General features: G+C 60.9%; 19 protein-coding genes and 1 pseudogene. 11 read left to right on the top strand and 9 right to left on the bottom strand.

What is annotated here, in order from left to right; translation table 11 throughout:
* Nucleotides 1–738: 738 nt before the first annotated feature.
* A complete protein-coding gene (locus tag ACFOEV_RS00465) occupies nt 739–909 on the bottom strand; it encodes a hypothetical protein (protein WP_386770484.1) in 171 nt (56 codons plus the stop codon).
* A 606-nt stretch (nt 910–1515) separates the two neighbouring features.
* Entirely contained in the window at nt 1516–1788 is a 273-nt protein-coding gene (locus ACFOEV_RS00460; protein ID WP_386770482.1) for an HU family DNA-binding protein, read from the bottom strand.
* Nucleotides 1789–2145: 357 nt separating this feature from the next.
* Between ACFOEV_RS00460 and ACFOEV_RS00455 the strand changes: the two genes are divergently transcribed.
* The 3 genes from ACFOEV_RS00455 (at nt 2146) to ACFOEV_RS00445 (ending at nt 4898) form a co-directional block, all read left to right on the top strand.
* Nucleotides 2146–3414, top strand: a complete 1269-nt coding sequence (locus ACFOEV_RS00455; RefSeq protein WP_386770480.1) for a PQQ-dependent sugar dehydrogenase — start codon at nt 2146–2148, stop codon at nt 3412–3414.
* Nucleotides 3415–3674: 260 nt separating this feature from the next.
* Nucleotides 3675–4556 (top strand): hypothetical protein, encoded by an 882-nt coding sequence (locus ACFOEV_RS00450; RefSeq protein ID WP_386770478.1) that lies wholly within the window; start codon nt 3675–3677, stop codon nt 4554–4556.
* 6 nt (nt 4557–4562) lie between these two features.
* Nucleotides 4563–4898 carry a hypothetical protein gene (locus ACFOEV_RS00445; RefSeq protein ID WP_386770476.1) on the top strand — a complete coding sequence of 112 codons (336 nt, stop codon included), beginning with the start codon at nt 4563–4565 and terminating at the stop codon, nt 4896–4898.
* Here the strand turns inward: ACFOEV_RS00445 and ACFOEV_RS00440 are convergent.
* Nucleotides 4884–5915, bottom strand: coding sequence for a zinc-dependent alcohol dehydrogenase family protein (locus ACFOEV_RS00440; protein WP_386770474.1), 1032 nt, complete (start codon nt 5913–5915; stop codon nt 4884–4886). The genes ACFOEV_RS00445 and ACFOEV_RS00440 overlap by 15 nt on opposite strands.
* Before the next feature lie 446 nt (nt 5916–6361).
* Here ACFOEV_RS00440 and ACFOEV_RS00435 point away from each other — a divergent pair, with 446 nt between their 5' ends.
* Nucleotides 6362–9085, top strand: a complete 2724-nt coding sequence (locus ACFOEV_RS00435; RefSeq protein WP_386770472.1) for a cation-transporting P-type ATPase — start codon at nt 6362–6364, stop codon at nt 9083–9085.
* A gap of 104 nt (nt 9086–9189) precedes the next feature.
* Here ACFOEV_RS00435 and ACFOEV_RS00430 read toward each other — a convergent pair whose 3' ends face one another.
* From ACFOEV_RS00430 to ytfE, 3 genes are all read right to left on the bottom strand, one after another.
* Nucleotides 9190–9630, bottom strand: a complete 441-nt coding sequence (locus ACFOEV_RS00430) for an RrF2 family transcriptional regulator (RefSeq protein WP_386770470.1) — start codon at nt 9628–9630, stop codon at nt 9190–9192.
* Nucleotides 9631–9828: 198 nt separating this feature from the next.
* Complete coding sequence (locus tag ACFOEV_RS00425; protein WP_386770468.1) at nt 9829–12120, bottom strand: nitric-oxide reductase large subunit; 2292 nt, start codon at nt 12118–12120, stop codon at nt 9829–9831.
* The gene (ytfE, locus tag ACFOEV_RS00420; protein WP_386770466.1) at nt 12113–12814 is read right to left on the bottom strand and encodes an iron-sulfur cluster repair protein YtfE; all 702 of its coding nucleotides are present in this window, start codon (nt 12812–12814) and stop codon (nt 12113–12115) included. The genes ACFOEV_RS00425 and ytfE overlap by 8 nt, the downstream gene beginning before the upstream one ends.
* 151 nt (nt 12815–12965) lie before the next feature.
* On the opposite strand from ytfE, the gene norR reads away from it, so the two are divergent.
* Nucleotides 12966–14501 carry a nitric oxide reductase transcriptional regulator NorR gene (norR, locus tag ACFOEV_RS00415; protein ID WP_386770464.1) on the top strand — a complete coding sequence of 512 codons (1536 nt, stop codon included), beginning with the start codon at nt 12966–12968 and terminating at the stop codon, nt 14499–14501.
* Between the two features lie 5 nt (nt 14502–14506).
* On the opposite strand, the gene ACFOEV_RS00410 is transcribed toward norR, so the two are convergent.
* Genes ACFOEV_RS00410 through ACFOEV_RS00400 form a run of 3 tightly spaced genes read right to left on the bottom strand, consistent with a single transcriptional unit; the run spans nt 14507 to nt 17231 of the window.
* Nucleotides 14507–15229, bottom strand: a complete 723-nt coding sequence (locus ACFOEV_RS00410; protein WP_386770462.1) for an anaerobic ribonucleoside-triphosphate reductase activating protein — start codon at nt 15227–15229, stop codon at nt 14507–14509.
* Nucleotides 15230–15285: 56 nt separating this feature from the next.
* Entirely contained in the window at nt 15286–15456 is a 171-nt protein-coding gene (gene nrdD, locus ACFOEV_RS00405; RefSeq protein WP_386770460.1) for an anaerobic ribonucleoside-triphosphate reductase, read from the bottom strand.
* Nucleotides 15457–15488: 32 nt separating this feature from the next.
* Entirely contained in the window at nt 15489–17231 is a 1743-nt protein-coding gene (locus tag ACFOEV_RS00400) for a ribonucleoside triphosphate reductase (protein ID WP_386770458.1), read from the bottom strand.
* A gap of 186 nt (nt 17232–17417) precedes the next feature.
* Between ACFOEV_RS00400 and ACFOEV_RS00395 the strand changes: the two genes are divergently transcribed.
* From ACFOEV_RS00395 to ACFOEV_RS00370, 6 genes and pseudogenes are all read left to right on the top strand, one after another.
* Entirely contained in the window at nt 17418–17849 is a 432-nt protein-coding gene (locus ACFOEV_RS00395) for a globin (protein ID WP_386770456.1), read from the top strand.
* A gap of 99 nt (nt 17850–17948) precedes the next feature.
* On the top strand, nt 17949–19130 hold the full coding sequence (hmpA, locus tag ACFOEV_RS00390; RefSeq protein ID WP_386770454.1) for an NO-inducible flavohemoprotein: 1182 nt from the start codon (nt 17949–17951) through the stop codon (nt 19128–19130).
* Between the two features lie 10 nt (nt 19131–19140).
* Nucleotides 19141–20352 carry an NnrS family protein gene (locus tag ACFOEV_RS00385; RefSeq protein ID WP_386770452.1) on the top strand — a complete coding sequence of 404 codons (1212 nt, stop codon included), beginning with the start codon at nt 19141–19143 and terminating at the stop codon, nt 20350–20352.
* A 29-nt stretch (nt 20353–20381) separates the two neighbouring features.
* Nucleotides 20382–20777: pseudogene (locus ACFOEV_RS00380) on the top strand (L-2-hydroxyglutarate oxidase); the annotation flags it as partial.
* A 119-nt stretch (nt 20778–20896) separates the two neighbouring features.
* On the top strand, nt 20897–21112 hold the full coding sequence (locus tag ACFOEV_RS00375; RefSeq protein ID WP_386770552.1) for a hypothetical protein: 216 nt from the start codon (nt 20897–20899) through the stop codon (nt 21110–21112).
* A 291-nt stretch (nt 21113–21403) separates the two neighbouring features.
* Nucleotides 21404–22753: a purine-cytosine permease family protein gene (locus tag ACFOEV_RS00370; RefSeq protein WP_386770450.1), complete on the top strand. Its 1350-nt coding sequence runs from the start codon at nt 21404–21406 to the stop codon at nt 22751–22753.
* Nucleotides 22754–22836: the final 83 nt, after the last annotated feature.

The following is a 22836-nucleotide window of genomic DNA, read 5'->3' as shown; positions in this document are numbered from 1 at the left end:
GCGCAGTGCACGTTTTCATCAGGTGACTAACGAAGGTGGCATGAGGGAAGTTAATACAGTCGCTCCTGTGGCATTGGGTTCGTCATACTGGGAACAGCGCAGTGCATCCCTCCGCAATACGGCTAGCCAAGGAGTGGCTAACCAGCAGGAACATCATAGCCCCAGAGCGATAATGTCGTTAGGCGGCTCCGATCCTTGGTGGCACTGATACCGGCGTCTCTGTATGTCACCAGAGATCCCATTAGTAAAACCTGAATAGAGGAGAGCTATGGGTTTAAGATGATAACTGCACTCAACTGTTCGGCATGATTGTGTCCGACCCTGCTACGGATGTGGTTGCTATAGAGACGCACAGGGAGGCGATCAGCTGGAAATATTGAACGAGCCGAGGGTGAGTTGATTATGGAAGACGAGAGGGGCTGCGAACAAGCCTCCTGTCATAGAATGGAGTCAGTCATTTCTGAAATGCCAGGGCCAAGATATGACCCTGGCTTTTTTCAATTGATGTAAACCTGGCTGAGGTCGTTTTGCCTCCTTTCGCCTAACCGAATAAGGCATCAAAAGCTTCCCGTCACTAGGCTTTGTCCGAAAACTGCCTGCGCTCGACCATGCGGCGTTAAAAATCAGCTCAAAATGCTCATTTACACCCACGTAAACTCCGCTTTTTCGCTAATTTTTGCCTTGTCTGGCCATCGCTCGGCGACTTTTCGTACAAACCCTAGTTAACGTTTCTGCTTCTCAACGATGCACTTCATGTTCCTCCAGGTCGGCAGCTGCCGCATTGGCTTCATCGCGAGTCTTGTGCACCGACACGATGTCATTTCGATGTAAGTCCACGACCTCCCAATCCTGTGGGTGGGACTTGTCCGGATACGTGTAAACGGCGCGTACTTCATATCGCTGTTCCATGGCACCCTCCTGACGTTGGATGGGTATCTACCAGTTTAGCGTTACAACGCGATTCGTGGGGACATGGCGTGCTGATTCCGCTGATGCGGCAGCAGCCACGAAGGTGGAGAGTCGCGGAATCCGTCAATTCGCTGGTATCCCCCGCTACAGACCCCGGTCACGGAGGTGGTGACGGCCTCGAGTGCACGACCGGCTGGGCGCGATACGTTCGATCAGATCATTTTCAGGTTCTTCGGGACTTGCTTCGTGCTGCGTTGCAACAATTTTAGGCTATCCTGACTGTGTCGCCATTTCAGGAGTCGCGTTATGTTAACCATTCAATCGCAATCTCATCCGTGTGATGACGAGGTGCTGGAGTTCTGGATGAGACAAGCGCTGAGGCAGCGAACAGCCTCTGATGCCATAGCTGACCACCTTCGCTGAGTGTGGACTTCCCACGGTCGAGTAGACCTCGCCGGGCTATGCTTCGAGCTTAGGAGGGAGTCTTTGCCCACAACCAGCGCCATTCATTCGAATTCGAGGACGAAGCAATCCGTCAGGTGATGGGGCGTCCTCTTGCCAGGGCGAACGAAAGTTCGCCCTGGCCATGGAGCAAAATGTCTTAGCTCATTTCACCGCATCCTTCAGCCCTTTCCCCGCCTTGAACGTCGGGCTCTTTGACGCCGGGATGACGATTTCCGCCCCTGTCTGCGGATGACGTCCCCTGCGCGCAGCACGCTGACTCACCTGGAACGTTCCGAAACCGATCATGGACACTGCATTCCCCTGCTTCAGTACCTCGGTAACGGAGGCGGTGAAGGCGTCAAGTGCGTTGCCGGCCTGGGCTTTGCTCAACCCTGCCTCGCGTGCGATACATTCGATCAGATCCCCTTTGTTCATATCGTCATTTCCCTGAGTGATGGCTTTCGCCCCGTGAATCTAGCACACGATGATTAGTGTCGATATTATACTCCAACGTTTCTAGGACGAAGGTATGAGGTGGACACCAAAACTGGGCAAGCGCAAGCAGTGGGTTCCGAAGGGAAAGGTCACTGATGTCCGCCTGTCTTGCTGTATCGCCGCTGTGCCTATTTATGCTGACTACCGCTATGATTGACCGAGGGCAATAAGAGAATGAAAGGGGGCCCAAGGGTCAGCTACACTTGGGATGAAACGCTGCCGTTGTATGCAAGCCGAAGATGTCACCCGGAAGGTGGTCGTCCTATCCAGGACGACCCGATTCAAGAAGTCGAAATCATGTCCGTCAACTCCCTTCCCGCTTGCCGCTGGGGCCACCTTCGGTCCCTGCCCCGGCTCGGTATGTTGGCACTGGCGTTGGCCGTCTCCGGCAATTCCTTTGGCCAGGAGCGGAATGACGACCTGCAGACGATCGATGTTGCCGGTACCGATCAACAGCTCAGGGCGCCCAAAGGCGTCCAAGTGGAAAAAGTCGCCTCACTGGACTCGCCGCGAATGATCAGCATCGGCCTCGATGGCGAGATGTTCATCGGCAGCAGAAGCGGCAGCATCTACCGTTCGGTTCCCCCCTACGACCAAGCCACCTCTCTCGCCGAAATCGGAGACCTTCCAAACAGCGTGATACAACGCGGCAATCATCTCTATGTCGCCACCACCACGGCCTTGATGCGGGCCGATTACCAGGCCGGCGCGTCCCTCGCGGCCGATGACTTCGAGGAGGTCGCCAAGCTGCCGGGCGGCGACGGACACAATACCCGAACGCTGACGACTGGTCCCGATGGACGGATTTACCTATCCCTGGGCATTCAAGGCAATTGCTCGGATCAGTTCATCGGCGAGGGCTACGATTTTGCCGATCGCCGCGGTGGCATCATGGTGCTCGACGAAAGCGGCGACTCGCCACAATGGCGACCCTATGCCACCGGTCTACGCAACCCGGTCGGGCTGGCCTGGAATCACGAAGGCGTTCTCTTTGCCACCAACAACGGCCCGGATCATTGGGGTTACGAGCTGCCGCGAGAAGTGGTGGTGCGTACCGAGGAAGGCAGTTTCCACGGCATGCCCTGGTTCCAGTGGGTGGCGGGGGAATATCGTCGCGACGACTGCGTCGGCAGCGAACCACCGCAGTCGGCGGACGTCATTCCGCCCCCGGTTGCTACCCTTCCCGCACGCAGCGCGCCCCTAGGTCTGGCGTTTCTCCCCAAAGGCAATGGCCTGGCGCTGGATGCCATCGTCGCGGTACATGGCAGTTCGGCAACACAGCCGGACGGTCGTGTCTCTGGCGACCCGGCGACTCGTCGCAAACCGAGAATCGTGGGCATCACCTTCGATGAGCAAGGCCAGGGGCAGGTCAGCGAGCTGCTGAGCGGTTTCCAGAACGAACAGGGACGGCGTTGGGCACGTCCCGCCGGCATCGCCTTTGCGCCGGATGGTGCGCTCTATTTCACCTCCGATAGGGGAGAGGGCGGTCTGTATCGGGTGACCTTCGACGGCGAGCCGGTGGGAGCCGACACCACCCTCGACGAATCGGTCCAGAGCGACGAATAGCGAGTCAAGTGAATCGTCACCGGATAATGAATACCGCCAGTAGGAGCGCCAAGACTTCAGGTAAGTGAACGGCTTTAACTTCTCTCTCTTCTCTCCAGTCTTCTGCTTTCATGCCATACTATTGACGAAGATGGATTACTATCTGGCGAAACATCTTCCGGGCATGGGGGAGTGGCTTTTGTGCCTCGATTTTGTCTTCACATGTAGTATGAGCCATCACCTATTCAAGGCTATATTCATAGTCATTAGGCATTAAATATATGCGCCTGGTCACTATCAGTATTCTATCTGTTATGTTTTCCGCCTGCGCGGTGAGTCCGCAACAGGAGGTGGCTCTCCTCACCGATGCGTACCAGGAGGTGGATCAATCAGCCCGAGCGATCTATGCAAAGTTCAACGTGCGAGGAAAGGTCTCGGCGCTGGGAAACACCGGTGGGATCGAACGGTTCAGCCCCGCTTATATCCTGGTGCTTGACGATTACATCGACGAGGCCCCCGAAACCGAAGAGGTAGGTCTCTCCGAACGCTATGCAGCGCTGGATTCGATGCTTGCGTTCAATGACGCGATGTCCGGCCTGGCAGCCGGCCGGTGCCTTGAGGAGGTCAAGGCCTCGCTCGCGCCACTATCGACCGTCCTTGGCAGCGCATTTGAGCCGACTGGAGCGCTCTCCATCGAGGGGATCTCGCCTTTGATCGATGCGATCGAGCAGGCTCAAACGCGAGAGGATCTGATCGACGCCCTTCAGCAAGAGATCAGCGTCTCAGTTCCGGACAGGATAACCGGTCAGCCAAAGACTTATCGCGGTCATCCAACGCTAGTCCTCCTCAAGCTCCTGGAGGAGGATGTCCGTGATATGAAGCTCATAGTCCGGGCTCGAGCCGCACAGAAATTCACTGAGATGACCGATCAAATGCGGCAGAACCCGGATCCAGCCTCTCTTGCCGCACGCGCCACGGTGGTCGAAGATGCGAAGGCGTTTATGGAAACCCTTTCGGACTTTCGCGATCTGCTCACCGATACACAAGAATACTTCGCCTTGCTCCGCCACGCGGCCCTCAATCAGAATCAGATCCTGCAAACCACTGAGTTCATCAGCGTGGCACTCGACATGGCCGCTCAAGCCAAGGCACTTATCAAATAACTCTAAGTGGGAGACGCGATCACCGGACAATTTCAGCCCGGCACCGACACCCAAGTACTCTGGGAAGAAGTTGCCGGCACGCCCTGGCTGACGATCCGGTTCCACGCGATCGCCCTCGTAGGACCCGTCGTCTACCGCGGTCTCAAGCTTGGGTACGAGGTGATCCTGAAGTACACGATCCCGTTGCAGTTCGTCCTGCTGGACGGCTGGTGGATCCAGCAGACGGTCATCGTGTTCGCGCCGGACGCCTGGTTCAACCTCCCTCGAGCCGTTCAGCCTGATGACATTGCTGTCGCACAGGCTGAGATGAGAGCAGTGCTTTTCCTGCTATTCTGCGGTTAGTAGCATCTTGATGGCTTTTTCAGAAGCTGCTCGGGAGAACACGTCATAGGCTTGCTCGATGTCATTGAGCGTAAACCGATGGGTGACCAGGCTCTCGGCATCGATTCCGCCGGATTCGAGGAAGCGCATCAGCACAGGGATGGTATTGGTATTCACCAGTCCGGTACGAATGGTGACGTTCTTGATCCAAAGATCCTCGAGACGAAACTCGACACTGCGGCCATGGACACCGATGTTGGCGAGGCGGCCGCCGGGACGCAGGATACGCTGACACACATCGAAGGTCTCCGGAATACCCACCGCTTCCATGGCGACATCCACACCCTCGCCGTCTGTCATCCCCAGCACGGTTTCCACCGGGTCGCCAGCGATAGTGTCGGTGGCACCGAGCTGGCGTGCGACGGCCAGACGGTTCTCATCCGGGTCGACCATGATGATACGTGCCGGGGAATAGAAGCGAGAAGTGAGCAGGGCGGCTAGACCAATGGGGCCAGCCCCGACGATGGCGATGGTATCGCCCAGGTGGACCTCGCCATTGAGCGCGCCGATTTCATGTCCGGTGGGCAGGATGTCGCTCAACATGAGCGCTGCCGCGGGTTCAAGTCCAGACGGTAAGCGATAGAGGCTGTTGTCGGCATGGGGAATGCGAACATACTCGGCCTGCGTCCCATCGATCAGATGACCGAGGATCCAGCCGCCATGTCGGCAATGAGCATACATCGCCTGCTGGCAATAGTCGCAGTGACCGCAGGATGTGATACAGGAAATGAGAACCTGGTCACCTCTCTTGAGATTGGTCACTCCATCGCCTATCTCTTCGATCACGCCGATACCTTCATGCCCCAATGTCCTGCCGGGTTCCACGGCGGGTACATCCCCTTTTAGGATATGCAGGTCTGTACCGCAGATCGTTGTATGGGTAATCCGTACCACGGCATCCGTAGGGGCCTCGATGACCGGTTGGGGTTTGTCTATCCAGGCACGCTGGCCTACGCCTTCATATACAAGCGCTTTCATCGTTGTCGTACTCCACAAGTGCATCACTATGTAACAGGACCGTACAATGTTGGCTCGGCAGGCACAGAAGACTCCTGTCGCAGCCACGCCTCATGATAGGTAAAACAGTATGGAAGGTGGCCGCAGGCACAACTTGATCAAGATCAAGGTTCCGGTGACATGGAAGCGGGCTCCGGATTCATTCCCATGACATGGTGTCCTTGATCTGCGTCAATTTGCATTGGCTCTTTTCTGCTTATGGTGGACGTCAGTAGAGGCGCGTTTGACAGGACGACTTCGGCGGCGATGTGCGTGGGGGGATCGATGTCGATCTGCAATCTTGAGGCATTGTTTTCCTCCTCCAATTGCCCTGATCGGTGCCAGTCACCGCCCGGGATCGGTGGGTGCCGTGATTATGCTGGATCTTGCCGAATGGAAACGCGCTTAAGCGATGCTTTGGAGAAGGCATGGAGACACCGTCTGCCACACGACCTACCGGTCCCCCCACAGAGGCCCCGTCTGTGGGCGTACATGCCAGGCATGTCGAAGAGGTACTTTCGTCGCTGGAAAGTTCTCCCTCGGGGCTGACGCCAGACGAAGCGCTAAGGCGCCTGGACACGTATGGGCGCAACCAGCTTCCTCCGGTGGCAGGCCGCCACCCTCTGTTTCGCTTTCTGGCCCACTTCCATAATGCCCTGATCTATTTCCTTCTGGCTGCGGCTTTTGCCGCATCGCTGTTGGGTCATTTTATCGATGCGTCGGTCATCCTCGCTGTCGTGCTGGTCAATGCCATTGTCGGGTTCGTCCAGGAGGGCAAGGCGGAACGCGCGCTGAACGCGATCCGTAACCTGGTCGCACCGCATGCTCATCTCGTGAGGGAAGGGCGGCGCATCAAGGTGCCGGTCGAAGAGATCGTTCCCGGTGATATCGTCTCGCTGGAGGCAGGTGACCGGGTGCCCGCGGATCTGAGACTCATCCGTGCCAGTTCGTTGCGGGTCGAAGAGGCTATCCTGACCGGCGAGTCGGTTGCTGCCGAAAAGCAGGAAGCACCTGCCCCAGGCGAAGCGGTACTGGGTGACCGCCACTCCATGGCGTATTCGGGCACACTGGTGGCTACCGGGCAGGCCACGGGGGTGGTCGTCGCTACCGGTAGCGATACCGAGATGGGACGAATCAGCACCCTGTTGCGCGATGTCCAGCCATTGACGACACCACTTCTGCGCCAGATCAATCGCTTTGGCACACGATTTACCTGGATAACGCTCGGCATCACGGTAGCACTGTTCTTGTTCGCGGTGCTGGTGCGTGGCTATGCCTGGCCGGAAGCCTTGATTGCCGTGGTCGCCCTGGCGGTGGGCGCCATCCCGGAGGGATTGCCGGCCGTCATTACCATTACGCTGGCTATCGGTGTGCAGCGTATGGCACGTCGCAACGCTGCGGTCCGACAACTGCCTGCCGTGGAAACGCTGGGGGCCACCTCGGTCATCTGCTCCGACAAGACAGGTACGCTGACCCGCAACGAGATGATGGTACGGCGATTGGAAGTCGCCAGTGGCCGGCTCATGGTCACCGGCTCGGGCTATGGGACGGAGGGGCGGTTGGAGGCCGAACCCGCCGTTAACGGGCTGGAAAGTGAGTCGCTGATTCTGGCCGGGCTGTTGTGTAACGATGCGCAGCTGGATCAGGTCGGGGGGAACTGGCATGTCATCGGCGATCCCATGGAGGGTGCTCTCGTCGTGCTGGCCATCAAGGCCGGCCTGGCTCCGGAGCCCACCCGGGGTGACTGGCTGCGTATCGATGAAATTCCATTCGACGCCAAGCACCGCCTCATGGCGACACTCAACCAGAATACCGCTGGGGAGCGTTGCATTTTCGTCAAGGGTGCCCCGGATGAGTTGCTACATGTATGTACCGAACAGGTCGTCGGCGGCGGTACCGCACCGCTCGACCGGAATGACTGGACGGCGCGGATCGCCCAGGCGGCCGCGCAGGGCGAGCGTGTGCTGGGTTTTGCCGTAAAGAGGGCTCCGCCCGGGTGCGAGAGGCTGGCTTTCGCCGATCTGGAGCAGGGGCTGGTTTTTATTGGCTTGGCAGGCTTGATCGATCCACCCCGTGAAGAGGCCATCGCTGCCATCGAAGAGTGTCACTCCGCCGGGATCATGGTGAAGATGGTTACCGGCGATCATGGCGTGACCGCTGCGGCCATTGCCCGACAGCTGGGGCTTGGCGAGAATCCGCGCGTACTCACCGGGCATGAGCTCGACGACATCCCGGACAGCGACCTACCCGGCGTTGTCGCCGAGACGAGTGTATTCGCCCGGACCAACCCCGAACACAAGCTGCGCATCGTTCGGGCGCTGCAGTCGACCGGTGTCGTCGTGGCAATGACCGGAGATGGCGTCAATGATGCCCCGTCATTGAAGCAGGCTGATGTCGGCATCGGCATGGGACACAAGGGGACCGACGCGGCGAAGGAGGCGTCGCAGATGGTTTTGCTCGACGATAATTTCGCTTCCATCGTGGCCGCCGTGAATGAAGGCCGGGTGGTCTATGACAATATCCGCAAGGTGGTGGCGTGGACGCTGCCCACCAATGGCGGCGAAGTGCTGGCGGTTATTGTTGCGATTCTGTTCAATTTCGCCATGCCGATGTCGGCGGTCCAGATCCTATGGGTCAACCTCGTTACGGCGGCCACTCTCGGCCTGGCCCTGGCGTTCGAGCCGGCCGAACCGAATGTCATGCGTCGCCGGCCAAGGTCTGTCGAGCAGGGGCTGCTGACGCCGTTCCTGGTCTGGCGCGTGGTACTCGTCTCATTCCTGTTCCTGGCCGCGCTCCTGGGCATTTTCTTTTATTCGCTCAGCCGGGGCGACGAACTGGCCACAGCTCGTACCATGGTGGTCAACACGCTTGTGGTGCTGGAAATCTTCTACCTCTTCAACGTGCGCTATCTGCACATGACCTCCTTCAACTGGCGCGGCGTGCTGGGAACACCCGCCGTGCTGATTGCTGTCGCCGTGGTCGTTGTGGCCCAGCTTGCCTTCACCTATCTGCCGGTCATGCACGTGCTGTTTGATACCCGGCCGCTTGATGTAGCTGATGGGGTACTGATCATCAGCATCGGTATGGCGATCATGGTGGTTCTCGAGGTCGAGAAGGTTCTGATGCGCCGATCAGGCTGGTTAAGGCATTGAGTACGGCGTAGTCATCCAGTGACAGTCTTCACTGATACAAGCCCCACATCCTCCTGGCCTTAATTTCGCCCCCTTTGACCTGCGTCATCACGCCGCCCGGCGACCTAGCTTACTATTTTCAGTAGTCGCAGCAGTTGCGGGCGTTCGGCATCGCCTAGCAGGTCGGCGAGTGTATAGCCGTCGAGCACCTGGAAGAATGCTTCCAGGGCTTCGCCGAGCATGGGCTTGATGCGACAGGCCGGAGTGACGACGCACTGGTTGTGAGCGCCGAAGCATTCGACCAGTGCGAGGTCCTGTTCGGTATCGCGGACCAGGGCACCGATGTTGATGTCGTGAGGAGGGCGTTTGAGGCGCAGGCCCCCATGCTTGCCGCGGGTCGCTTCGAGGTAGCCCTTGTGGTTGAGCTCCTGCACGACCTTCATCAGGTGGTTGCGGGAGATGCCATAGCGTTCGGCGATCTCCCTGATGGTGGAGCGCTCTTCTCCCTTCAGGGCCACGAACAGCAGGACGCGCAGCGAATAGTCGGTATAGCGGGTGATATGCATGGCGGTGGCAGCCCGGGATGAGAAGCGGAGAGTGATGATATCAAGTGGGGCGCGCCGTGGCCCCGTTCGTGCTGACACGCCCCACGGCGCCAGAGCGATGCAGACATAGACGATTAAAATACATTTTATGTGAATGTTAATACGGATTGTCAAACTTCCGATCCCCGGCGCATGCGTCGGGGATCGAGGTGCTGACGACTATGTCGAGACTTCGCCCTCCTGTTCACCCTCCTGCTCCATGGCGGCCGCCGGTTCGCGTCCCGGCAGCAGCAGTGCGGAAACCACCTGCCAGGTCACCGCCAGGGCGCCGACGATGAACACCACGTCGCCGAAGGTGCGCACCCAGCGCAGCGTTTGCAGCAGGCCCTGCTGCAGGAAGCCTTCGCTTCTAGCGTACCACAGCCCTTCGCTGGCGCTGGCAACGAACTGGATGATGCCGACCGGCAGCAGGCTGGTGAACAGCATCAGCACCAAGCCACCGTTTAGCCACCAGAAGGCGGTCTTCATCAGCCGCTCATTGAACACCAGGTCGGGCTTGAGGTAGCGAAGCACCAGCAGGGTGAAGCCCAGGGCCAGGAAGCCGTAGACCCTGAACAGTGCCGCATGGGCATGGGTCGCCGTGGTGTTGAGTCCCTGAATATAATACAGCGCGATCGGCGGGTTGATCATGAAACCCAGCACCCCGGCGCCCAGCATGTTCCAGAACGCCACGGCGACGAAAAAGATCAACGGCCACTTGAGATTCTCCATCCACGGAGCGCGCTGCTTGAGGCGCCAGTTCTCCCACGCCTCGTAGCCGAGCACCACCAGCGGCACCACTTCCAGGGCACTGAAGGTTGCCCCCACCGCCATCACCGGCGTGGTGGTGCCGGAGAAGTAGAGGTGGTGGAAGGTGCCGGGAATGCCGCCGAGCATGAACAGCGAGGCGGAGGCCAGGCTGGCGCTGGTGGCCACGGTGCGCGACACCAGCCCCATGTTATAGAAGATGAAGGCCAGCGCGGTAGTGGCGAAGACCTCGAAGAAGCCTTCGACCCACAGGTGGACGATCCACCAGCGCCAGTACTCCATCACCGAGAGGTGGGTGCGCTCGCCGTAGAAGAAACCGGCACCGTAGAACAGCCCGATGCACACTACTGAGGCGGTGAACAGGGCCAGCAGGTTCTTGTCGCCGGGCTTGAACAGCGCCGGCACGATGCCGCGCAGCATCAGTGCCAGCCAGAACACGATGCCCAGGAACTTGCCGATCTGCCACAGGCGGCCCAGGTCGACGTACTCGTAGCCCTGATGACCCAGCCAGAAGCTCCAGTTGGCGGGCATGATCTGGTTGATCGCCAGGTAGTTGCCGACGAAGGAGCCGACCACCACGGCGACCAGTGCCCAGAACAGGATATCCACGCCCAGTTTCTGGAACTTGGGGTCCTTGCCGCCGTTGATGATCGGGGCCAGGAACAGGCCCGCGGCGAGGAAACCGGTGGCGATCCAGAACAGCGCGCTTTGGATGTGCCAGGTGCGCAGCAGCGAGTAGGGGAACCAGCGTGACAGTTCTATCCCGTAGAAGTGTTGGCCCTCCACGGTATAGTGCGCGGTCGCCCCGCCCAGGATGACCTGGAAGGTGAACAGGCCCACCACCAGCAGCAGATACTTGCCCAGCGCCTTCTGCGATGCGGTGAGCGGGAAACCGGTGAGCGGATCCTGCTTGGGCGCTGCTGGTTCCTCCTCTTCCTTGCGCAGGAAGGCCCAGGCCCACACCAACAGGCCGACGCCGGCGATCAACAGCACCACGCTGGCGATCGACCAGATGATGTTCTCCGCCGTCGGCCGGTTGTCGATCAGCGGCTCGTGCGGCCAGTTGTTGGTGTAGGTGGCACTGCTGTCGGGACGCTCAGTGGCAGCGGCCCAGGCGGTCCAGAAGAAGAAGTCGGTCATCTGCGCGCGACGCTCGGCGCTGGGCAGCGTGTCCTCCTTCATGGCATAGCTCTGGCGGGTGCCCTGCAGCTCCGGGGCGCCACCGAACAGCCGATCGTAGTAGTCGGCGGTGGCGGCGATGGCCTGGACACGTCGCTCGGAGATCACCACCCGATCGCGCACCTCATCGTAGGTATTGGTGCGGTATTCGGCCTTGAGTCGATTCTCGAGCACGCCCTGCTGTTCGCGATCGAGTTCGGCGTAGGGTTGGCCGTACTCCTCCTCGGCGGCCAGGTCGAGCCAGGCCAGCAGTTCGCGATGCAACCAGTCGGCGGTCCAGTCGGGTGCCTGGTAGGCACCGTGACCCCAGATCGAGCCGAGCTGCATGCCACCCACCGACTGCCAGGCGGTCTGGCCGTCGAGGATACTCTCCTCGCTCATCAGCAGTTGGCCCTGTTCGGTGACCACCTGATCGGGGATCGGCGGTGCCTGGCGATAGACCTCGCGGCCGAAGTAACCCAGGATGCCGAACGTGATCGCCAGGACGGCGATCAGCATCCACCAGAGTCGACGATACTCACCCATGTTGCACCTCCCCGACGCTAGGCGCTATGCGGTCTTCGAACAGGATGTTGTTCTCCAGGTGGATGTGTTCCATCAGGTCGTCGCGCAGCTCGCGCAGACCGGCATAGAGGGCGCGCCAGGTGGTGCAGGCGCCCTTGGGCGTGGTGATGTCGTGGGTCAGGGCCATCAGTCGCTCGAGCGCCGCGCCATGATCGTCGTGTTCGTGACGCATCACGGCGATGGGGCCCTGGGCCTGATCGACTAGGCCGCGCTTGAGCATGGGGAAGAGGATCTGTTCTTCCTTCTGCATGTGGCTTTCCATTTCCTGACGCATGGTGTCCAGGTGGTCGGCCAGGCCGTTGGGGCAGTCGAGTTTGTCGCCGTGCACCTGCTCGACGCGGCGGGCCAGGCGCAGCAGCTCGCTGAGCTGCTGACGATGCACCTGGTGATAGCGGACCAGGATATGATCGATCAGCTCGCTCGGCGTGGCCTGGCGCCAGTCGCGCTCATCATGCGACTGGGCCGGGAGCGCGGCCAGGGCCTCGATCAGCGCTTTGGCGTGGGGGCTGTCGTCTCCCAGTCCCTGCTCCGCGAGCGCCTGACGCAGGGTGGCACGACCGCCGCAGCAGAAGTCGATGTGGTAGTCATGAAAGACACGGGTGGCGCCGGGGAGGTCGCGCGCCAGGTGCCCGACGGGTTGGTCGAGTAGGTTCATGAAGGTCTCCTGAAGAAAAGACATGCCTCCTACCCATAGCAAGTGGTATGCCATGTTTTAATTGTCTGATATTAATGGGTTTTTATTTTTCGTGGTAAAAACCACCCGACTGGAGTAGGGTGGATATCACCTTCTTAGGGTAAAAATCACCATGCTCCAGGACACCCTGCTTGCCGATCTCACCACCGACCTGCCCAGTGCCGTGCGCCTGCAGCGGCTAGTGAATACGCTGCGCGAATATTTCCATTGCGGGGCGGTATGCCTGCTGCGCCTGCGCGACGAAGTACTGATCCCGGTGGCGGTGGACGGGTTGGTGCGCGAAGCCCTGGGACGGCGCTTCGTGATCGCCCAGCATCCCCGCCTGGCGGCGATCCTGGCCAGTCGCCAGACCGTGACCTTTCCCCCGGATTCGACCCTCCCCGACCCCTACGACGGCCTGATCGAGCAGCACTCCGGCGAGCCGCTGCATGTGCATGACTGCATGGGCATCAGCCTGCATGTGGAAGGGGATCCTTGGGGGGTGCTGACCCTCGATGCCTTGCAACCCGGGGTCTTCGCCCCCCAGGCACAGGACGATCTGCAGCGCTTCACCCTGCTGGTCGAGGCCGCGGTGCGCATGACGCGCCTGGAGCAGGATATCCGCGGCCTGCGCGTGGTGCGCCACGATGCCGGGGTGCCGGTCAGCCGCCATGACGACGGTGAGATCCTCGGCCACAGCACGCCGCTCAAGCGCCTGCTGGAAGAGCTGGACGTGGTCGCCGATTCCGAACTGCCGGTGCTGCTCAGTGGCGAGACCGGGGTGGGCAAGGAACTGTTCGCCCGCCGTCTGCATCAGTGTTCGCCGCGTCGCGATAAGCCGATGGTCCATGTCAACTGCGCGGCGCTGCCCGAGTCGCTGGCGGAAAGCGAGCTGTTCGGGCACGTGAAGGGCGCGTTCTCCGGGGCTGAGTCGGCACGACCCGGGCGCTTCGAGGCCGCCGACGGCGGCACCCTGTTCCTCGACGAGGTTGGCGAACTGCCGCTGGCGATCCAGGCCAAGCTGCTGCGTGCGTTGCAGAATGGCGAGGTGCAGCGCCTCGGCGAGGACACGCCGCGGCGGGTCAACGTGCGCATCATCGCCGCCACCAACCGGCGGCTGCGCGATAGCGTGCGCGATGGCCACTTCCGCGCCGACCTCTACCATCGGCTGTCGGTGTACCCGGTGCGCATCCCACCGCTGCGTGACCGGGGCAATGACGTGCTGGTGCTGGCTGGGCACTTCCTGGAACTCAATCGCGCCCGACTGGGGGTACGCAGCCTGCGCCTGGCGGCGGACGCCGAGGCGGCGCTCTGCGACTACCGCTGGCCGGGCAATGTACGCGAACTCGAGCACGTGATCAGCCGCGCGGCGATCAAGGCCTTGAGCCGCGGCGCGGCGCGCGGCGATATTATCACCCTGGAGGCGGCGCTGCTCGACCTGGCGCAGGAGAGCCTGGCACCGGCCTCACCATCGACCGACGACCGCCACGACCCAGCGGCCGATGCGGCCCCCGCGGAAGCCTTGCAGGACAGCGTGGACCGTGTGCAGCGCCAGGCCATCCAGCGCGCCCTGCAGCGCACCCACGGCAACTGGGCGGCGGCGGCGCGGCTGCTGAGCGTCGATCCCAGCAATCTGCATAAGCTGGCGCGGCGCCTGGGCATGAAGTGAGCAGCCTACTCCTGGCGTAGCGTCAGGCTCTCGAAGTGGGGCCGGAGCTGCCTGGCCAGTTGCTCGAGGGCCCACTGGGGCGGCGCCCCGGTGACGGCTTGGCAGTAGTCGGGGTCAAGGCATTGTGCCTGCCGAGCGACCTGCAGCGCATAGTGGCGCACGCCACAGTCGGCCAGGGTCAGTGCCAGGCGTTCCACATCGGTCAGAGCGAAGTCGCGCCAGTGGACGGTGGTGCGGCATTCGAAGTCGATGCCGCTTTCGAGCAGGACTTCCAGGCTCTGTGCATGACGCCGCCAGATCCCCGGTCGCCCGCTGATGCGATCGAAGTCGCGCCCCCGGCCCTTGACGTCCAGTCCCACCCAGTCCAGATCCGGCAGTAGCCTGGCCAGGTGCTGCGGATAGGGGCCGGCGGTGTGCAGCCCCACCGCAAAACCCATCGCCTTCGCCTCCGCGATGGCGGCCGGCAGGTCGACATGCAGAGTGGGTTCACCGCCGCTGAAGACGACCCCCTCCAGCAGGCCACGACGGCTTTCCAGAAAGCCTTTCACCTCCTGCCATTCGTGGGCCTCGCCACGGCGCGGGACGAGCATCTGGGGGTTGTGGCAGTAGCCACAGCGCAGTGGACATCCCTGGGTGAAGACCACGCAGGCCAGGCGACCGGGGAAGTCGAGCGTGGTCATGGGCGTCAGCCCGGCGATCGGCAGGCGGAGGGCGGCGGAATCGTTCATTGCGGTGTCCCGGGCCGGGGGTGGTAGCCCCCGGCAGCATGGTGTGACGTGGAAGGCTACAGGGCGGCGGCCCCTTCGGAGAAGTGGCGGCGCTCGCGGTGCTCGGCGCGCTTGCCGACATTGAACTGGCTCACCGGGCGATGATAGCCCATGACCCGGGTCCAGACCTCGCAACGTTGGCGTTGCTCGGAGGGCAGGCTGGCGCGCAGTTGAGACGGTGTATTCATGTCATGACTCCTTTCGTGGTGGGTAGATGGCATCAGTTCACCGCGGGGTGGGTGACCGAGGCGCGTTGTGCCAGCAAGGCGTCGTCGCAGTGCGGGCAGAACTCGTGTTCGCCGGCCAGATAACCGTGTACCGGGCAGATCGAGAAGGTCGGGGTGATGGTCAGGTAGGGCAGCCGGAAACGCGACAGCGCCCGCTGTACCAGGGTTCTGCATGCCGCGGCGCTGGACAGCTTCTCGTGCATATACAGGTGCAGCACGGTGCCGCCGGTATAGCGGGTCTGCAGCGGGTCCTGGTGGATCAGCGCGGCGAAGGGGTCGTCGGTATGGCCCACCGGCAACTGGCTGGAGTTGGTGTAATAGGGTGCCTCCGGGGTGCCGGCCTGGAGGATGCCGGGGAAGCGCCGGGCGTCTTCCTTGGCGAAGCGGTAGGTGGTGCCCTCCGCCGGAGTAGCCTCCAGGTTGTAGAGGTGGCCGGTCGACTCCTGGAACTCGCGCAGCCGCGCGCGCACGTGCTCGAGCAGCTCGAGGGCGATGTCGCGGCCTTCCTCGCTGGCGATATCCAGCCGGTCGCCGGTGACGTTGCGCACCATCTCGTTGAGGCCGTTGACCCCCAACGTCGAAAAGTGGTTGCGCAGCGTGCCCAGGTAGCGCTGGGTATAGGGATATAGGCCGGCATCCATCCACGCCTGGATGCGTTCGCGCTTGATCTCCAGGCTGTCACGACCCAGCGCCAGCAGTCGGTCCAGTTCGTGGTACAGCCCCGCCTCGTCGTTCCGGAAGCGATAGCCCAGGCGTGCGCAGTTGATCGTCACCACGCCCAGCGAGCCGGTCTGCTCGGCACTGCCGAACAGGCCGTTGCCACGCTTGAGCAGTTCGCTGACGTCGAGCTGCAGCCGGCAGCACATCGAGCGCACCATGTGCGGCTCGAGATCCGAATTGAGGAAGTTCTGGAAGTAGGGCAGGCCGTACTTGGCGGTCAGCGCGAACAGCCGCTCGGCGTTGGCGCTGTCCCAGTCGAAGTCGGCGGTGATGTTGTAGGTGGGGATGGGGAAGGTGAACACCCGCCCCTGGCAGTCGCCGGCTTCCATGACCTCCAGATAGTCGCGGTTGAGCAGGTCCATCTCGGGCTGCAGCTCGCCGTAGGTGAACGCTTGCTCCTCGCCGCCGATCCGTGGCACCTGGTCGCGTAGGTCGGCCGGACACACCCAGTCGAAGGTCAGATTGGTGAACGGCGTCTGGCTGCCCCAGCGCGAGGGCACATTGAGGTTGTAGATGAATTCCTGCAGGGCTTGCTTAATCTGTGGATAACTCAGCTCGTCGCGACGCACATAGGGCGCCAGGTAGGTATCGAAGGAGCTGAAGGCCTGGGCGCCGGCCCATTCGTTCTGCAGCGTGCCGAGGAAATTGACCATCTGCCCCAGGGCGCTGGAGAGGTGCCGTGGCGGCTCGCTCTCGGCGCGGCCGGGCACCCCATTGAAGCCCTCGTGCAGCAGGCTGCGCAGCGACCAGCCAGCGCAATAGCCGCATAGCATATCCAGGTCGTGGAGGTGCAGGTCACCCTGGCGATGGGCCTCACCGACCTCGATGGGGTAGACCTCGTCGAGCCAGTAGTTGGCGATCAGCTTGCCGGACACATTGAGGATCAGTCCACCCAGGGAGTAGCCCTGGTTGGCATTGGCATGCACGCGCCAGTCGGCACGCTGCAGATATTCCTCGACGGTGGCGGCCACCGCGAGGCGCCGGGCCGGCGCGGCCTGTGGAGCGGCAGAATCCATGATTTTCCCTATATATGCTGGTATTTCAGTTCGGATGCACCATATGTTGTAGTTGAGGCTAGTGAGTCTCGCTCGGCATCGCCTTGATTTATGTCATGTGATGCGCACGACGAAGTCGGTAATCGAGGCCGGAAGAGAGGACCTGGTCTAGGCTTTCTGCATACATGGCCGCCACACGGGTGTCCCATGGATGTCGAACAACTCTTCGATGCCAGTTTCGAGCGTGCACTGAGCCGCAAGATCGACGGGCAGGAATTCTTTGCGGCCTTCTATGAACGTTTCCTGGCGGCCTCACCGGAAGTCGCGGTGAAGTTTCGCCATACCGACATGCCGCGCCAGCAGGCCATGCTGAAGAAGGCCTTCTACCATCTGCTGGCCTTCTACGCTTCGAGCAACACCGACTATTACCTGGCACAGGTGGCGATCAGCCATAGCCGTGCGCATCTCGACATCCGCCCGGCACTCTATGATCTGTGGCTCGAGACCCTGATCGACACGGCACGCTGTTTCGATGAGCATTTCGACGCCGAGGTCGAGCTGGCCTGGCGCCTGGTGATGGCGCCGGGCATCGTCTACATGACGTTTCATTACGATCGGGGTGACGGCCGCGAGCCGTGACGTCGTGCGGCAAGGTGACGCAGCAGCGAGGGGTGGCAGATGGCGTGCCAAATTATAAGATGTATGTGTAACGCATCTTATAAGCCGCAAGGACCTCTCATGCTGACAAACGACCAGGAACGACTGATCGCCGCCACCGCGCCGCTGGTGGCCGACCACCTCGACGCCATCACCCAACGCTTTTACCCGCTGATGTTCCGGCGCTATCCGGACGTCAGGCCGTTGTTCAATGAGGCCCATCAGGTCGACGGTGGCCAGCCCCGGGCCCTGGCCAGCGCGGTGCTGGCCTATGTCCAGCTTCGCCAGGACCGTGCGCGGGCCAGAGAAGTACTGGCTACGGTGGTCAGCAAGCATGTATCGCTGGGTATCCGACCCGACCAGTATCCCATCGTCGGCGAGTGTCTGATGGCGGCTATCGGCGAGGTGTTGGGTGAGGCTGTGACGCCCGAGATCGCCGCGGCCTGGAGTGCGCTCTACGAGGAACTGGCCGGGCTCCTGATCGAGTTGGAGGATCAGCGCTACCACCAGTTTGCCAGTCGCGAGGGCGGCTGGCGCGGGACGCGCCGTTTCCGCATCGTCGAGACCCGTCAGGAAAGCGCGGTGATTCGCTCCTTCGTACTGGTCCCCGAGGATGGCGGGCCGGTGGCCGATTTCGAGCCCGGTCAGTACATCGGCGTGCGCCTTGAGGTCGACGGCGAGCCGGTCTATCGCCACTACAGCCTCTCGGCCCCACCCAACGGCCGTAGCTATCGCTTGTCGATCAAGCGTGAAGAAGGTGGGCGGGTCAGTCGTCACTTCCATGACCGGCTGGCGCGGGGCGATACCCTGGAGCTGCTGCCGCCCAGTGGCGATCTGACCCTGGTCGACGGCGATGAGCCACTGATGCTGCTCAGCGGCGGCGTCGGGCAGACGCCCATGCTGCCGCTGGCCAGGAAGGCACTGGAACAGGGTCGCCGGGTGGTCTATCTGCATGCCGCGCAGAGCCGTGAACATCACGCCTTCGGCGACGAAGTGGCGACGCTCGCCGACGAGTACCCCGAACGGCTGCAGACGGTGACGCTCTACGAGTCCGCCGTCGATGGCGAGCGTGTGACGCATGTCGGGCGCGTCGACCGCGAGTTGCTGGCGCTCTACCTGCCCGAAGGAGAGCCGCGCTGTTATTTCGTGGGACCGCAGGGGTTCATGGCCACCGTCAATCGGGCACTGGACTCTCTGGGGGTGGCGGCCGAGCGTCGTCACCATGAGCACTTTGGCCCATCGCGGCCGCTCGATATCGCCTGAGGAAGTCATCATGGCCAGCGAGAGCGTCATGTCACCGTTTTCCCTGCTGATCCGGGTCATGCCGTTGTGGCGGCTGGCCTTCCGCCCCTTCTTCCTGCTGGGGGCGCTATTCAGCCTGCTGGCCATGCTGGTGTGGGGAGCCTTCTGGCATGGCGACATCCTGCTGCGGCCGCATGGCGGCATGATCTGGTGGCATCAGCACGAGATGTTGTTCGGTTTCGGTGCGGCCATCGTGGCCGGGTTCCTGCTCACCGCGGTGCAGAACTGGACCGGGCAACGCAGCGTGCAGGGCCTGCCGCTGCTGGCGCTGGTGGGCGTCTGGCTGCTGGGCCGGGTGTTGATGGCCTATCCGTCGGGACTGTCGGCGACCTGGCTGGCGCTGGCGGATACCGCCTTCCTGCCGCTGACGGTGCTGGCATTGGCGATGCCGGTGGTACGTGTTCGCCAGTGGCACAACCTGATCTTCGTGCCGGTGCTGGGATTGCTGGCCCTGACCAATGCACTGATGCACTGGGGGGTGATGCAAGGCGATGGTCAGCTGATCCGCGCTGCCGCGCAGTTGGCCATCCTGCTGATTGCCTTGCTGATGGTGGTGCTGGGCGGGCGAGTGATCCCGTTCTTTACGTCGCGACGCCTCGGCCGGCCGCAGTCGGCACGGCTGAAGTGGCTGGAACTCGCCTCCATGGGCACGGTCATGGCGCTGGTGATCATGCAGCTGCTTAGCCTCGGCGTATACCTACCCAGCGGGGCATGGGCCGGCGTGGCGCTTCTGGCGGCGGCGGTCAACACCCTAAGGTTGAGTCGCTGGGAAGGCCTGTACTGCCTGCGCGAACCGCTGCTGTGGGGCTTGCATGCCAGTTACGCTTTTGTCTGTCTGGGACTGGCGATGTGGGGACTGGCGGCATTGGGGCTGGTCGCTGCCTCGCTGGCGCTTCACGCCATCACCGTGGGAGGCATCGGCACCATGATGCTGGCGATGATGGCGCGGGTGTCGCTGGGCCATACCGGCCGCCCCATTCTGACCCTGCCGGGGATCGGCCTCGCCCTGCGACTGATGCTGCTGGCGGCGGTGTTGCGCGCGCTGGTGCCGGTATTCTGGCCGCAGGTGTCGCACTGGACCCTGAGTCTCAGCATCCTGTGCTGGGTCCTGGCCTTCAGCATCTTTGTGTGGCACTACGCTAAGCCGTTGTCGACGGCTCGGGTCGATGGTCAAGAGGGCTGAGATCCCATTTAGGCTTGGATCTGGGGTGGCGCTCGGGCTACCGCAAGCGCGACGTGTCGCTTTCCGACCTGGCGCAGATGGCCACCAACCCGGGTATTTTCAAGGTGCTGGGCCGCAACCTTCGTCCGGGCCTGGTCGAGATGAAGAATTCGCTGAACAAGCGTAGCTATCTCGAGCTGGTGCGCAAATACTGCCCGATCCTGGCTCTCGAGGACCTGCTGCCTTATCCGGCTGGAGTGTATGCCCAGGCGGTGACTCGGAATGGGAAGCTGGTGGATGACTTCCTGTTCGTCAATACCCGGCGCACGGTCAACGCGGGCAACGCCCCGTCACCGGCGGCGACCTCTGCCATCCCCATCGGGGAGCATATCGTCGATCAGGTCCGGGCGCGGGGGGACAGCTGGGGCTCTAAAAGTGCTCGCTAGCTGTGTTCACTCGGCAGACGGTTCGTCCGGAACCAGAAGTTACTGAATGAAGGGCGGCTGCCCACTCTCCTTTGTCTAGCCTTTAGCCTCCCTTCAGTGTCGGTGGTGACTCACCGGATATTGTAGATACGTGCTACTCCATTGGTTCCATTCAGGTTTCAAGTGGTAACGAGCCGCTCATTCTGAACCGAGATGTGATGTCAGGGGGTGAGTACACGATGATCGATAATGTGACCAGTGCTGATATGGATACCGTTGGGGGGCAGCCGCATCAGAAGGTCTGGTTCGTGGCGAAGAGCCTTGCAGAAGCGCTTGAAGCGTGTGCGCACTATTAGTAGAGCCTGGAGCAGCAGCGCTGAATGCCGTGATGCGTCGGGCAAATCTGGTCATAGAGGCAGGCGGTGCGCGTGATGCAAATCGACAGTGCGCCGTATGCCAAACGCTTCTCTCACACACTGGCTATGGTGTGTAGGTACCGGCGAGTTCTCCGGCTGGGAAAATAAATCACATAATGTCGGTTCATCAGGGACTGCCTGTCTCTGATGGTGGTGAGTGGGCTTTCTTGGACGATCCGTTCTATAAAACGGCAGTCTTGAGAAGGTGAAACAACAAGAATGGAGAATACTATGACAGCTAACAACCAGAATGAGGCATCAGACCTCGACTTTTCCGAACGTCCTGTGCCTGCTGAAGGCAGAATGCCGCGTGTTAACCTGATGATGGCCTGGTGGGCGGTTTGTAGTGCGATCTTCTATATGGTAGTAGCCGCTGCCATGGCGCGCTCTTACGGTACAGCCAATGCCCTTATTGGCATTGTGTTAACGGTTATTGCCTATGGCGTGATTAACGGTGTTATCAGTCGCTATTCGATGAAAACAGGCCTAAACGTTGCACTGTTCTCAAAGGTGCTATTTGGCCATTTTGGGGCCGTAGTCGCCACACTAATCTTCTTTGCGACGGCGCTGTATTACGCGGTTTTTGAAGGATATGTGATGGCGCTAGTGCTCTCGGAGTGGAGTGGTAACCTGTCCATGTCTGCAGCCACAGCCATTGTGGTGATCTTTGGCGTAGCTCTTATATTTGGCAGTGTTCAGCATTGGCTGGACAAGTTTAATGGCGTGCTTCTGCCAGTGTATGTGATTGGTATGCTGATTGCCGTCGGCATGGCGGTTGCCGAATTTGGCTACCCTGCGGGCTGGCTTTCACGTGTTCCTGAGGGCGGCGCGTCACCTTGGAGCTGGTTGCATACCTTTGTCTACTATATGGGCGTCTGGGTATTGATGATGTTTACCTTCGATTACGCTCGCTTTGGCCATAAGAAGGATGCCAACTTCCATGCGCGTATCACCTTCGGGATCCCATTCTATGCGATGACCTTCCTGTTCAGTGGCATCGTCGGGATTCTGCTGGACTCCATGATTCCCACCGATGGCTTGTCGGAGGCCTCTATCGTGCTGGGGCTGCTCGAACTTATGGGTTTGGGCGGGCTGCTGCTGGTATGGGTGACCCAGAGTCGTATCAACACGGCCAACTTCTATCTTGCCACCGTCAACTTCGAGTCGTTCATCCACAAGGTCACGGGGGTGAAAATGTCCAAGATAGTTGCCGGCTGTTTAATTGGGGTGATCGCCTACGTGCTGATGATGGCAGATGTATTCTCATACATCCTGCAGGCATTGGCTTACCAAGGCGTCTTTGTAGTGGCTTGGGTTGGCGTTGCTCTTTGCCATGTTCTATCCAGAACCTACCAGAACCGCTTCAATGGTCATGTTGAACTGGATAATGCCTATATTCCAGCCTTTAACCCCTGTGGTTTGGTTGCGTGGTGTGGTGCTGCGTTAACTGGTGTAGTTACTATGAATATTCCTGATATTTCCGTCTTCTCGGCACCCGCAACCTTCCTGTGTGCCTATGTAGTTTATGAGTTGGGCCTTAGGGTTGCCAAGGACGAGTGGTATGTTGCCAGCCTTAAGTAATGGCCGCTACCTACATTACAGATAGGTGTAGTTTATTGTGAGTAGCAAGCAGTTAAACTGATATTTTTGCTAGATATTATTTT

The organism is Litchfieldella rifensis (assembly GCF_042646605.1).
In the GTDB taxonomy this organism is placed as follows: domain Bacteria; phylum Pseudomonadota; class Gammaproteobacteria; order Pseudomonadales; family Halomonadaceae; genus Litchfieldella; species Litchfieldella rifensis.
The sequence above is the reverse complement of the archived record's forward strand: the minus strand, read 5'-3'. Positions and strand labels throughout refer to the sequence as shown.